This window comes from Serratia sp. 201 (genome assembly GCF_037027545.1).
Taxonomy (GTDB): domain Bacteria; phylum Pseudomonadota; class Gammaproteobacteria; order Enterobacterales; family Enterobacteriaceae; genus Serratia; species Serratia bockelmannii.
In genome coordinates this window covers 1,006,792-1,019,601 of the sequence record NZ_JAXCHC010000002.1, presented here as the reverse complement: position 1 = coordinate 1,019,601, position 12,810 = coordinate 1,006,792, and the positions used below count along the sequence as shown (strand labels likewise).

Here is a 12,810-nt window from a genome sequence, read left to right as displayed (position 1 = left end):
GAATGGGCAGACGGCGGGGGAATTATCGGAATAGCGCCGCCGCTGGCGATCGGCGGCGGCGGGGTCAGGCTCAGCGGCGGTTGCGCACCAGCTGATAACGGCGGGTCAGGTACTCTACCGGCGCACTCCAGATATGCACCAGGCGGCAGAACGGGAACAGCACGAACAGCGTCATGCCCAGCACCATGTGCAGTTTGAAGATAATCGCCACCCCTTCCAGGTGCGCAGAGGCGCCGGCGTGGAAGGTCACTACCGCCTGCGCCCAGGCCACCAGCTTCATCATTTCGCTGCCGTCCATATGCTGGGCGGAGAACGGAATGGTCAGCAGGCCCAGGCACACCTGCACCACCAGCAACGTCAGGATCATGATGTCGGCGAAGCTGCTGGTGGCGCGCACCCGTGGGTTGGTCAAGCGACGCTTCAGCAACAGCGCGCCGCCGATCAGCGTCATCAGGCCGCAGGCGCCGCCGGCGATCATCGCCAGCTTCTGCTTCACGTCGATCGGCAGGAAGGCCTCATACATCCAGTGCGGCGTCAGCATGCCGAGGAAGTGGCCCGCGAAGATGCCGATAATCCCGATGTGGAACAGGTTGGACGCCAGCCGCATGCCCTTTTTATCCAGCATCTGGCTGGAGCCGGCGCGCCAGCTGTACTGCCCGTAGTCGTAACGCAACCAGCTGCCGATCAGGAATACCGCGCCGGCCAGATAAGGGTAGATATCGAAGAAGAACTGATTCAAAAATTGCATGATTAGCGTCCTTTGGTTCCGGTTAACGCATCCGTCAGATCCAGATACTGTGGCGCCACCGCGCCGGCGAAGCGCCGCTGGTGCGCCGTCTGCTGGGCGGAGGCGCAGCCCTGTTCGCCGAGAAACTTGACCTGCTCCTCTTCCCACACCGCATCCAGCGCCTGCGGCGTATCGTCGCGCGCCTCTTGCGCCACCTGGGTCTCCAGCGCCTGGGCCTGCACCTCGCTGCCGGACAGCGCCAGCAGCAGATCGAACAGCACCGCGTACGGACTTTCACGCTGTTGCAAGCGCGCGCCCAGCAGCGCCAGGATCGGCGCGATGTCCTGCAGCCCTTCCCGCGCCTGCGCCGCGCTGCGGCTGGCCAAATACTCCAGGTACAGTGGCAGGAAGTCCGGCAGCTCGCGGCTGTCGATCTCCAGCCCGGCGGTGCGGTACTGCGCCATCAGGTCAACCATCGCCTGGCCGCGATCGCGCGACTCACCGTGCACGTGCTCAAACAGCAGCAGCGAGGTGGCGCGGCCGCGATCGAACAGCTCGCAATAGTCAGCCTGAGCATCCAGCAACGGGCGCGCGCACAGGCGGCGGATAAACAAAATCAGCTGCGCGCTGTGGTGCAGATCCAGCTCGCTGGCCGGCTCCAGCGCTTCGATCAGCGCCTGCTGATGGTCAAACAGCACCTGCTCCGGATAATCCAGCAGGCGGGCGATCACTTTCAGGCTGATCATGAGGCATCCTCCGGCCGCGCGGTTTTCGCGGTCACGTCGATGGCGTCGATACGGCGGCTGTTGAACAGATTGAACTTGCCATCGCTGCCGTGGCAGCCGTCGCCGAAGCTGAAGCCGCACCCCTTGCTTTCCGGGAAGGCTTCGCGCGCCAGTTCGCGGTGGCTCGACGGCACCACAAAGCGATCTTCATAGTTGGCGATCGCCAGGTAGCGATACATCTCCTGCGCCTGCGCTTCGCTCAGGCCAACCTGCTCCAGCGCGCTGGTGTCCACCACGCCGTCGACGGTTTCCGCCCGTTTGTAGTGGCGCATCGCCAGCATGCGCTTCAGCGCCAGCAGTACCGGTTCGGTATCGCCGGCGGTCAGCAGATTCGCCAGATACTGCACCGGAATGCGCAGGCTCTCGACGTCCGGCAATACGCCGTTGTGCGCCAGCTCGCCGGCGTCGGCGGCGGACTGAATCGGCGACAACGGCGGCACGTACCACACCATCGGCAGCGTGCGGTATTCCGGGTGCAGCGGCAGCGCCAGCTTCCAGTCCATCGCCATTTTGTACACCGGCGACTGCTGGGCGGCTTCAATGACGCCCTGCGGCACGCCGTCCGCCAGCGCCTGAGCAATCACCTTAGGATCATGCGGATCGAGGAAGATATCGAGCTGGCTCTGATACAGATCTTTGTCGTTCTCCACCGCCGCCGCCTGCTCGATGCGATCGGCGTCGTACAGCAGCACGCCGAGATAGCGGATGCGGCCCACGCAGGTCTCCGAACAGACCGTCGGCTGCCCGGCTTCGATACGCGGGTAACAGAAGATGCACTTCTCGGACTTGCCGCTTTTCCAGTTGAAATAGATTTTCTTGTACGGGCAGCCGGTCAGGCACATGCGCCAGCCGCGGCACTTGTCCTGGTCGATCAGCACGATGCCATCTTCGCCGCGTTTGTAGATCGCCCCGCTCGGGCAGGTGGCGACGCAGGCCGGGTTGAGGCAGTGCTCGCACAGGCGCGGCAGGTACATCATGAAGGTGTTTTCGAACTGGCCGTACATCGCCTTCTGCAGGTTATCGAAGTTCTTGTCCTGCGAGCGTTTTTCGAATTCCCCGCCGAGGATCTCCTCCCAGTTCGGGCCGCTTTCGATCTTGTTCATGCGCTGCCCGGTAATCAGCGAGCGCGGGCGGGCCACCGGCTGGTGTTTGCCCTGTTTGGCGGTGTGCAGATGCTGGTAGTCGTAATCGAACGGCTCGTAGTAGTCGTCCAGCGCCGGCACGTCCGGGTTGGCGAAGATTTTCGCCAACACGCCGACGCGGCTGCCCATGCGCGGCTCCAGCTTGCCGTTGATTTTACGGATCCAGCCGCCCTTCCATTTTTCCTGATCTTCCCAGGCGTGCGGATACCCGACGCCGGGCTTGCTTTCCACGTTATTGAACCAGGCGTACTCCATGCCTTCACGGCTGGTCCAGACGTTTTTGCAGGTGACCGAACAGGTGTGGCAACCGATGCACTTGTCCAGATTCAGCACCATGCCGACTTGCGAACGAATTTTCATTTGCTGTTCTCCTGCTGACTGCCCTGCGCGTAGTCGTTGCCTTCGTCGTCCAACCAATCAATGCGGTTCATCTTGCGCACCACCACGAACTCGTCGCGGTTGGAGCCGACGGTGCCGTAGTAGTTGAAGCCGTAGGCCAACTGCGCATAGCCGCCGATCATGTGGGTCGGCTTCGGACAGGCGCGGGTCACCGAGTTGTGGATGCCGCCGCGTTGGCTGGTGATCTCCGAGCCCGGCAGGTTCACGATGCGCTCCTGCGCGTGGTACATCATGGTCATGCCGGCCGGGATACGCTGGCTGACCACCGCGCGCGCCGTCAGCGCGCCGTTGGCGTTGAAGGCCTCGATCCAGTCGTTGTCCGCGATGCCCAGATCTTTGGCGTCGTCTTCGCTCAGCCAGACGATCGGGCCACCGCGCGACAGCGTCAGCATCAACAGGTTGTCGCTGTAGGTGGAGTGAATGCCCCACTTCTGGTGCGGCGTCAGGAAGTTCAGCGCCTTCTCCTTGTTGCCGTTCGGCTTGCTGTTCAGCAGCGGCTGCGCGGCACGGGTGTCGATCGGTGGCCGGTATACCAGCAGGCTTTCACCGAAGGCGCGCATCCACTCGTGGTCCTGATACAGCTGTTGACGGCCGCTGAGGGTGCGCCACGGGATCAACTCGTGCACGTTGGTGTAGCAGGCGTTGTAGGAAACGTGTTCGTCTTCCAGGCCGGACCAGGTCGGGCTGGAGATGATTTTGCGCGGCTGCGCCTGAATGTCGCGGAAGCGAATTTTCTCGTCTTCCTTGTTCAGCGCCAGATGCCGGTGATCGCGGCCGGTGACGTTGCTCAGGGCCTCCCAGGCTTTTACCGCCACCTGGCCGTTGGTTTCCGGCGCCAGCGACAGGATCACTTCCGCCGCGTCAATCGCGCTCTCGATCTTCGGCCGCCCTACCGCCGGGCCGTCGGCCTTGACGTAGTTAAGCTGCTTGAGGAAGTCGACCTCGGTTTGGGTGTTCCAGCTGATGCCCTTGCCGCCGTTGCCCAGTTTGTCCAGCAGCGGCCCCAGCGAGGTGAAGCGCTCGTAGGTGGCCGGGTAATCGCGTTCCACCGCGATGATGTGCGGCGCGGTTTTGCCGGGGATCAGATCGCATTCGCCTTTCTTCCAGTCCTGCACGCCGTAAGGCTGTGCCAGTTCGGCGGCGGAGTCGTGCTGGATAGGCAAGGTCACCACGTCGGTTTCCTGGCCCAGATGGCCGACGCACACTTCGGAGAAGGCCTTGGCGATGCCCTTGTAAATCTCCCAGTCGCTCTTCGAATCCCAGGCCGGATCGACCGCCGCCGACAGCGGATGGATGAACGGGTGCATGTCGGAGGTGTTCATATCGTCTTTTTCGTACCAGGTGGCGGTCGGCAGCACCACGTCGGAGTACAGGCAGGTGCTCGACATGCGGAAATCGAGCGTCACCACCAGATCCAGCTTGCCTTCGCCGCCCTGCTCGCGCCATTCCACTTCCTGTGGCTTCACGCCGCCCTGCTGGCCGAGATCTTTCCCCTGGATGCCGTTTTCGGTGCCCAACAGGTATTTGAGCATGTACTCATGGCCCTTGCCGGAAGACCCCAGCAGGTTGGAGCGCCAGACGAACAGGTTGCGCGGGAAGTTCTGCGGATTGTCCGGCTGCTCGGCGGCGAAGCCCAGCGTGCCGTTTTTCAGGCCGTCGACGGTGAACTCGACCGGTGACTGGCCGGCGGCGCGGGCCTGCTCCGCCAGGCGCAGCGGGTTGGTGCCCAACTGCGGCGCCGACGGCAGCCAGCCCATGCGCTCGGCGCGCACGTTGAAGTCGATCAGGCTGCCGCCGAAGCGCGACTTGTCCGCCAGCGGCGACAGCAGCTCGTCGGTGCCGACAGTTTCATAGCGCCATTGGCTGGAATGGTTGTAGAAGAACGAGGTGCTGTTCATGTGGCGCGGCGGGCGCTGCCAGTCGAGGCCAAACGCCAGCGGCAGCCAGCCGGTTTGCGGCCGCAGTTTTTCCTGGCCGACGTAGTGCGCCCAGCCGCCGCCGCTCTGGCCGACGCAACCGCAGAAGATCAGCATATTGATCAGGCCGCGGTAGGTCATGTCCATGTGATACCAGTGGTTGACGCCGGCGCCGACGATGATCATCGAACGGCCGTGGGTCTTCTCGGCGTTTTCCGCGAACTCGCGGGCAATGCGGATGATGTTGTGGCGCGACACGCCGGTGATCTGCTCGGCCCAGGCCGGGCTGTAGGCCTTGACCTCGTCATAGTCGGCGGCGCAGTTGGCGTCGTCCAGCCCGCGTTCCAGGCCGTAATTGGCCAGCGTCAGGTCATACACGCTGGTCACCAGCGCTTCGCTGCCGTCCGCCAGCCGCAGGCGTTTCACCGGCAGCTTGTGCAGCAGGATCTCGTCCAGTGCCACGCTGTTGAAATGCTCGCTGTCGGCTCCGCCGAAGTACGGGAAGCCCACCTCGGCGACGTCGTCATGCATGCCCAACAGGCTGAGCTGCAGCTCGACTTCCTGTTGCGATTTGCCCTCGCGCTGTTCCAGGTTCCACTTGCCCTTCTCGCCCCAGCGGAAACCGATGGAACCCTGCGGCGCCACCAGATCGCCGCTGTGGCTGTCGATGGCGACGGTTTTCCACTCGGGGTTGTTTTCCTGGCCCAATCCGTCCACCAGATCGGCGGCGCGCAGCAGGCGGCCGGCGGCGTAGTGGCCGCCTTCACGCGGCTCCAGCAGCACCAGCATCGGCATGTCGGTATAGCGGCGCACATAGTCGCGGAAGTAGCCAACTTCGCGGTCGAGATGGAACTCTTTCAGCATTACGTGGCCCATCGCCAGCGCCATCGCGCTGTCGGTGCCCTGCTTCGGATTCAGCCAGTGGTCGCACAGCTTGGCGACTTCGGCATAGTCCGGCGTCACCGCCACGGTTTTGGTGCCCTTGTAACGCACTTCGGTAAAGAAGTGGGCGTCCGGGGTACGCGTCTGCGGCACGTTGGAGCCCCAGGCGATAATGTAGGAGGAGTTGTACCAGTCGGCGGATTCCGGCACGTCGGTCTGCTCGCCCCAGGTCATCGGCGAGGCCGGCGGCAGATCGCAGTACCAATCGTAGAAGCTCAGGCAGGCGCCGCCGATCAGCGACAGGTAGCGGGCGCCGGCGGCGTAGGACACCATCGACATCGCCGGGATCGGCGAGAAGCCGATAATGCGGTCCGGGCCGAAGGTTTTGGCGGTATAGACGTTGGCGGCGGCGATCAGTTCATTGACCTCTTGCCAGCTGGAGCGGACGAAACCGCCGCGGCCGCGCGCCACCTTGTAGCTTTTGGCTTTTTCCGCATCGCCGACGATAGAGCCCCAGGCCGCAACCGGATCGCTGTGCTGCGCTTTCGCTTCGCGCCACAGCTTGAGCAGACGCTTGCGCATCAGCGGGTATTTCAGCCGGTTGGCGCTGTACAGGTACCAGGAGTAGCTGGCGCCGCGCGGGCAGCCGCGCGGTTCATGGTTAGGCAGATCGGGACGGGTGCGCGGATAGTCGGTTTGCTGGGTTTCCCAGGTCACCAGACCATTCTTCACATAGATCTTCCAACTGCAGGAACCGGTGCAGTTCACGCCGTGGGTGGAACGCACCACTTTGTCGTGTTGCCAACGGCTGCGGTAGCCGTCTTCCCAGTCGCGGTTGGTGTTCAAGGTCTGGCCGTGATCGCCAGAAAAAGGCTCCGCCAACTGCTTGAAATAGCGGAAACGGTCTAAAAATTTGCTCATCCGGAATGCTCCTGAAGGCTCTTGTCGTTATAAGAAGACATGCTCAATCTGCCGCCAGCCTACTGACGGCCAACCGGCGGCAAATTGATTGCGATCAAGAGAAAGCGGGAGGCGACGCGCGCGTCGGGGATGAAATACCACCAAAGTATAGGTGCGAGAATTAACTTTAATTAATTGAATTTGAATGAATAAATCAGGAATTCATGACAGAGACTGACGGGCGGGGGGCAAGGTGGGGTATTTGGGGGTAGGACGCGGGAGAAACCTCCCGCGTGATGCTAACTCGTCGCTTTCAGCGTTGAAGCCACAGCGTCGCGGTGCCCACTGCGGGCAACGCCAGCTTGACCTCCGTGCCCTCTCCCTGCTGCCGCCAGCCCGCCGGAAGGCGCAAGCGGGTGCTTCCCTCTCGATAGTAGGGGTTGGCTACCAGCAGCAAGGCGCGATCGCCCAGAATAAACATCCGCGCCGGCATTTGCGGGTCGCTTCCCGCCAGCGGCGTCGATTTTCCCGTCAGCAGATAAGGGGTGAAAGCGGCAATTTGCTGCGACACGGCAGCCACGCCACGCCAGGTGGCGTCAAACTCCCGTTGGTCGAAGCGGCCGGTTTTACGCTTGTAAAACAGATCGGTATAAGAATAAAACAACAGCCCCTTAGCGCCGCCGATCAGCGCCTGCCAGGCCTGGTTGCGGATTTCCGCCTCTGACGGCGGATGTGGCTTGCGGCGGGCGTCATAAGCGGCGTGATCCATGATTTGCATCACCACCCAGGCCCCGCGTGCCTGGCGGGCGGCCTGCACCGTCAGTTCGGTATAACGCGTAGTGCGCGTCAGATCGCGATCGTTCCCCACCGGGTAAGGGTCGGTCGCCAAAATGTCGCTGCTGTTAAAGTAGGCGTCCAACTCCCCGGTTTTGTTCAACACCTGGAAGGTGGGGTGATCGCCGTCAAGCCGCTTTATTTGCAGGTTTTTTTCCTCGATCTTATCGAGATATTCCGGCCCCAGTTCATCGTTGATGTACCAGGCGAGCAGGTTGGGCTGAGAGCGCAAGCGCTGCACGTACCAGGCCGTCATCGCCGCGTAGTCGCCACCGCGCACGGCCGGCGCGAAACGGCTGCCGCGGTACTGATCTTTGACGGAGTAAATGACCAGCAGCCCGCGCTTGCGTGCGTTGCGGAAAAAGGCGTAAGGATCTTTCTTTTCCCCATAATCATAGTTCAGCACCGTGTTGAATCCCGCCGAGGCGATGCGCGCCAAATGTTCATCGGTAGCCACGTTGGCGTAAATGCCCAACGGGAAAAGCCGTTGACCATCGCGCAGGGTAAAGCCTTTGCTGTCGATCGCCACTTTGGCCGCAGGCTGGCCAACGCGAAAAGACAGCTCGCTGCCCTGTGCCGGCTGGGGTTGCTGACCGGTGACCTGCTGACGCAGGCGGTACTCTCCCTGGGCCAGGCCGGTCGGCAGTGGGTATTCGATACGGCGCTGCCCTTCAACTTGATAACGGTCGCGGCTACGGTGAACAACCTGCCCCTCGGCATTAAGCAATTCGCTATCGACCTGCAAATGCTGCGGCTGCGCAGTGACTATCAGCGTGTCGACCTTTCCCTGCGCCGACGCGCCGAGCTGATACAATGCCGGCTTAGGCGCTCGAGTACACGCATAGGCGTCGTCAAACCAGACGGTACCGGTGCTCCCCTTACGCAGGTAAACGCCAAAAGTGATTCGCGCCGCCTGCGGCGGCACGGTATAGCTGGCGTTCACCTGCCGCCAACCGCTGTCGCCGGTCACGCCAGCCGGATAGCTGCCTTCCAGAAAGCGCCCCTGCGCATCAAAGCTTTGCAGATAAACCCCGGCGCCGCCGTCGCGGCTTTGCCCGCGTACGCCGCGGGTCTTGAGCCAGACGCCGAAATCGATCGTCTGCCCGGGCACAACCTGCAGCGCCTGGTTGAAGGTACGGTACTGCGCTGCATCTGCATTGTCATAACGCAGACTGCCACGGCCGCTGTGCGTATCGCCGTCGCCCTGTGCGCCCTGCGCGCGCCAGCCGCTGAGCCCCTGCTCAAAGCCGGGGTTGGCCAACAGATTGGGTTGGCAGCTCTGCGCCAGAGCCGAAGCGCTCCACAAGGCGCAACAGCCCAGAGCCACCCTCTGATACATCCCCCTCATGGTCACTTCCTTTTCACCACGGCATTGAACAGATAGGTGGCGAACAGATAGCAGGATTTCTGGTAAGACAGCCCCAAATGCTGACGGTAAATCCGCCATTGCCAATCCGCGGCGCGGATTTTGTTGCCCGACAGCGAATGGGTAGACAATCGGTAACAGGCCAGCGGTTCGGGAATGCAGTAGGCCAGGCCGTTACGCGCCTTCTGCAGCACCGCCAGCCACATCAAATAGTCCTCATGGCCCACTTTTTGCTGATACACCTTACCGATGCGCTTCTGGTTGTAGATGCCGGTGAGATTGCCAATCCAGTTGCTTTTCAACATATCCTGATAGCCAATAAGCTCATCCGCACCACGGGTGTTTTTGATCAATTTCAGGTCGTCTTCGAAGGTGTAATAATGGGAGCACACCACGTCGTAGCGGCGGGTTTGCAAAATGCTCGCCTGCCGCGACAGCTTGTTGGGCAGCCATACGTCATCACTGTCGCAGAAGGCGATATAGTCGCCTTTCGCCGCCTCAATGCCGATGTTGCGCGTTTCCGCCACGCCCTGGTTATGCTCATTACGGATATAGGTGAGGCGATCGTGGATAAACGGCCGTACCACCTCGGCAGTATCGTCGGTAGACGCATCATCGATCACATACAGGTGATAATCGGTAAATCGCTGATTCAGCACGCCTAAAATCGACTCTTTAATAGAGTTCGCAGCATTGTAGGCCGGCATTATCACGGATATCTTTTCCATTCTGTCCTCACTCGGTGAGCTGTTGCCACTGGGGATAAATACGTTCGGGAGAAAAACGACGAGACTTCTCTAACGCGGCGATAGAGAAGTGCTCGCGCAAACCCGGATCGAGCATCAGTTTGATCACCCCTTCGCTGAAGGCGGCAGCGTCGTCATCGGGCACCAGATAGCCGTTGACGCCATCGTCTATCAACTCGGCCGGGCCGGTCTTGCAGTCGTAGGCCACCAGCGGCAGGCCGAAACTCATGGCTTCGATCAACACCATCGGCAATCCCTCATAGCGAGAGGTCATCAAATACAGGCTGGCCTGGCGATAATAGTCCGCCACGTCAGCGGTGGCCGGCAGCAGACTCACCTGCCGCTCCAGCCCGGCGTCTTCAATCTGTCGCCGCAATGCGTCGCGCTCCGGACCGTCGCCAATAATCAGCAGACGCCAATCCGGCGCCTGCGCCACCACCCCTCGCCACAGTGCGATCAGTCGATCGAAGCCTTTCTGATTGCTCAATCGCCCCACCGCCAGCGCCACCTTTTTTTGCAGCGCCGGCGTCGGCGCCTGTGCGCCGAATGGCGAAACGTTCTCGATCACCCGACATTTTCCGGCCCCCACCCAGCGAGCGATGGCGTCGCTATCTTGCCGCGTCAGGAAAATCACGCGATCGCTCAGCCGGTAAACCAGCAACTTCAGCCACTTAAATACGCGCGGATACTGGTGAAAGCTGACGTGCTCACTTAATAGCAACCGGCTGCGGGCACAGAACAAACGCAGAAAAGGCGTCATCACCACCGACAGTTTTCCCATAGAAACGGTAATGATCACGTCCGCGCGTTCACGCCGCAGCGCCAATGCCAGCCGCCATGGCCAGAACAGCGAATCGCCACCGCCGCAGCGCAACCGGACGTCACTCGCCAGCGGAAAGAAGCTCCGCTCGCCAAACAGCGAAAACACCGCCACCTCATAACCCGGCAGACGCGCCAGCGCGTTGGCCAAACCGCTGGCGACCCGTTCAGTACCGCCCTTGCCCGCGATATTTTCGATAACGATGATTACCTTGCGTGCTTGCATATCATCTCCTGAATCCCTGGCGCACATTGCGCAGCAGCCGGCCGCCAACCGAGAACAATCCCAACCGCGCCAGACAATCGCCATACCATTTGATCACCTTGAACTTGCCGCTCAGGCTGTGCCGCACGATGCGCGACGAGTAATAATTGAACGCCTGGGCGTTTTCCGAATACAGCGAGGCCAGCAGATGCTTGCAGGCGAATCCGCTGATATGGCGATCGCTGGGGCTGAGGAAGGTATTGATAAAGCGGTCGCTGGCCTCCAGATTGAGCTTCGCCGTCATGCGCCCATAGCGCCCTACGTCGAGAAACACCCCTCCGCCGGCGTCGTGCGCCACATGCGCGCCCAAATTGGTGGCATTGACCAAAAAACCCCAGTCCTGATGCTTATTGAGGAACTCGGGAAATAAAAAGCGGCGATCGCTTTTTTTACGGATGCTGATGGTGGATGAACGAATATCGCCCATTTCCAGAAAAAGAAAATCCTCGCCGGAGGAACCGGATTTATAATGGAAGTTGAAATCACGCACCGAATCGCCGCTCACCTCCGCATAGTTGCCGAAGATAATATCAATATGGCGATCCTCATGTTTATTCATGCGACGAATAATATAGTTGGTCGTGAAGTAATCATCAGAGTCGAGGAAAAACACGATCTCCGATTGCGCTAACTTGGTACCTAAGTTGCGCGACACCGCCGCATTGCTCTTCTGTTTTTTCTCATGCAGCATCACATTGCTATTCGTCGCCGCTATCTGACGAATATACTTGATATCATCCTCGTCAGAGCAATCATCAACCAAAATCACCTGATAGTCGAATCCTTGGCAAGCGTTGAAAATCCGCTTCAGCGTTTTCGGCAGGTAGCGTGCACTATTATAAATAGGGATAACGATCGAGAAATCCATTTCTTAACCCTCCAACTTAGAATTTATCATTTCTTTTCCACGGCAAAGCAACAATAACGACACGTTAAATACCGGGACCAAAAAATAGGTTTCCGTAAAGGTTGTCAGCAGGAAAACAACCACCACCCAGCGCATGAACCGACTCAGCCTGCGCATATTGCCCAACAGGTGAAAATAACAAAAAAGCATGACGACAGAAGCGATGCCACCGGCCGAATAAAACATGGCGATGAAGAAGAAATCGACGGGCTTATAAGGCTCTATATTCATGCCGAACAGCGGATTGGGTAGCCCCACCGCCTGAAACATCTGCCAGGAGAACCAGACTCGCCCGGTCAACGCCTGGTTCAAGAGGACGTCCAAGGCCGGATTACTCCCCCAGCGTATAACGCTGGCGAATTGAAAGCCTACAATGGCCAACGTCAGCGCGATGCAGACTTTTCTGTTCGGCGCGACACGCAGCAGCGGCGCCAGCCAAAACAGCAACAACATCAACAGCGCCAACATAAAACAGGTGCGAGAATAGGAATACATCAGCACCGGGAGAATTAACGCCGATACCGCCAGCGAAGCGATATTTTTCATTCCTCGCGTTAATTTCGCATGATCGATCAGGCACAGCAATGTGGCGAACAAGGCAAAAGAATAATACGCCAGGGTATTCGGATTATCGAACCCCAGCGTTAATCGATTGCCGTAACGCTCATCAAGGTAAACAAACCCATCGGTGTAAAAGATATAGGGAATAACCACCAGTAACCCTGCCACCACAAAGGTGATGGCAAACATTTCAGCGCCACGCCCCATGTCTATGCGGCGAAATAAAATGATCACCGCCGTGCTGAATACCGCACCAAACAGATAATCACCATGACCGGTGGCAATATTAACAAGAAACAGCAGAACCAAAAAACCCGCAACCGCCTTTTCCGCCAGCGTAGCGATAAAAAATGCATAGCCAACATAGAGCAACATCAAGCCATTAAGCCCCATGACCGCTTTATTAATCAGCTCGCTATTGAACGATCCCGAGGTCAGGAACGTTTTCACGAAAAACATCAGCAGGAAGGTCAATACAATTGATTGATTGACTAAATCTCGCGACTGATTATAACCCGCATTGGCATGCATTTGAAAATTGGAGGCGACTCTTTGCATAAG

At 59.6% G+C, this 12,810-nt stretch carries 9 protein-coding genes; all 9 read right to left on the bottom strand.

The window, feature by feature from the left end; all coding sequences use genetic code 11:
• Positions 1-70 precede the first annotated feature (70 nt).
• A complete protein-coding gene (gene narI, locus WA302_RS13030) occupies positions 71-748 on the bottom strand; it encodes a respiratory nitrate reductase subunit gamma (RefSeq protein ID WP_025303199.1) in 678 nt (225 codons plus the stop codon).
• Between the two features lie 2 nt (positions 749-750).
• The gene (narJ, locus tag WA302_RS13025) at positions 751-1,473 is read right to left on the bottom strand and encodes a nitrate reductase molybdenum cofactor assembly chaperone (RefSeq protein ID WP_025303200.1); all 723 of its coding nucleotides are present in this window, start codon (positions 1,471-1,473) and stop codon (positions 751-753) included.
• Complete coding sequence (narH, locus tag WA302_RS13020) at positions 1,470-3,014, bottom strand: nitrate reductase subunit beta (protein ID WP_025303201.1); 1,545 nt, start codon at positions 3,012-3,014, stop codon at positions 1,470-1,472. Before narH ends, narJ begins: the two co-directional genes overlap by 4 nt.
• The gene (locus tag WA302_RS13015) at positions 3,011-6,772 is read right to left on the bottom strand and encodes a nitrate reductase subunit alpha (protein ID WP_060433303.1); all 3,762 of its coding nucleotides are present in this window, start codon (positions 6,770-6,772) and stop codon (positions 3,011-3,013) included. Before WA302_RS13015 ends, narH begins: the two co-directional genes overlap by 4 nt.
• A 292-nt stretch (positions 6,773-7,064) precedes the next feature.
• Complete coding sequence (locus WA302_RS13010) at positions 7,065-8,924, bottom strand: carbohydrate-binding protein CenC (protein ID WP_151428105.1); 1,860 nt, start codon at positions 8,922-8,924, stop codon at positions 7,065-7,067.
• Positions 8,925-8,935: 11 nt separating this feature from the next.
• Positions 8,936-9,679, bottom strand: a complete 744-nt coding sequence (locus WA302_RS13005) for a glycosyltransferase family 2 protein (protein WP_038876984.1) — start codon at positions 9,677-9,679, stop codon at positions 8,936-8,938.
• A gap of 7 nt (positions 9,680-9,686) precedes the next feature.
• Positions 9,687-10,742, bottom strand: a complete 1,056-nt coding sequence (locus tag WA302_RS13000) for a glycosyltransferase family 4 protein (RefSeq protein WP_049209033.1) — start codon at positions 10,740-10,742, stop codon at positions 9,687-9,689.
• A 1-nt stretch (position 10,743) separates the two neighbouring features.
• Positions 10,744-11,649: a glycosyltransferase family 2 protein gene (locus WA302_RS12995; protein WP_025303206.1), complete on the bottom strand. Its 906-nt coding sequence runs from the start codon at positions 11,647-11,649 to the stop codon at positions 10,744-10,746.
• A 3-nt stretch (positions 11,650-11,652) separates the two neighbouring features.
• The gene (locus WA302_RS12990; protein ID WP_336064104.1) at positions 11,653-12,807 is read right to left on the bottom strand and encodes a hypothetical protein; all 1,155 of its coding nucleotides are present in this window, start codon (positions 12,805-12,807) and stop codon (positions 11,653-11,655) included.
• Positions 12,808-12,810: the final 3 nt, after the last annotated feature.

Excerpts from the sequence above, each read along its gene's own strand:
- WA302_RS13015 (WP_060433303.1), bottom strand. The coding sequence starts at position 6,772 with ATGAGCAAATTTTTAGACCGTTTCCGCTATTTCAAGCAGTTGGCGGAG.
- narI (WP_025303199.1), bottom strand. The coding sequence starts at position 748 with ATGCAATTTTTGAATCAGTTCTTCTTCGATATCTACCCTTATCTGGCC.
- WA302_RS13010 (WP_151428105.1), bottom strand. The coding sequence starts at position 8,924 with ATGTATCAGAGGGTGGCTCTGGGCTGTTGCGCCTTGTGGAGCGCTTCG.
- WA302_RS13005 (WP_038876984.1), bottom strand. The coding sequence starts at position 9,679 with ATGGAAAAGATATCCGTGATAATGCCGGCCTACAATGCTGCGAACTCT.
- WA302_RS12995 (WP_025303206.1), bottom strand. The coding sequence starts at position 11,649 with ATGGATTTCTCGATCGTTATCCCTATTTATAATAGTGCACGCTACCTG.
- WA302_RS13000 (WP_049209033.1), bottom strand. The coding sequence starts at position 10,742 with ATGCAAGCACGCAAGGTAATCATCGTTATCGAAAATATCGCGGGCAAG.
- narJ (WP_025303200.1), bottom strand. The coding sequence starts at position 1,473 with ATGATCAGCCTGAAAGTGATCGCCCGCCTGCTGGATTATCCGGAGCAG.
- narH (WP_025303201.1), bottom strand. The coding sequence starts at position 3,014 with ATGAAAATTCGTTCGCAAGTCGGCATGGTGCTGAATCTGGACAAGTGC.
- WA302_RS12990 (WP_336064104.1), bottom strand. The coding sequence starts at position 12,807 with ATGCAAAGAGTCGCCTCCAATTTTCAAATGCATGCCAATGCGGGTTAT.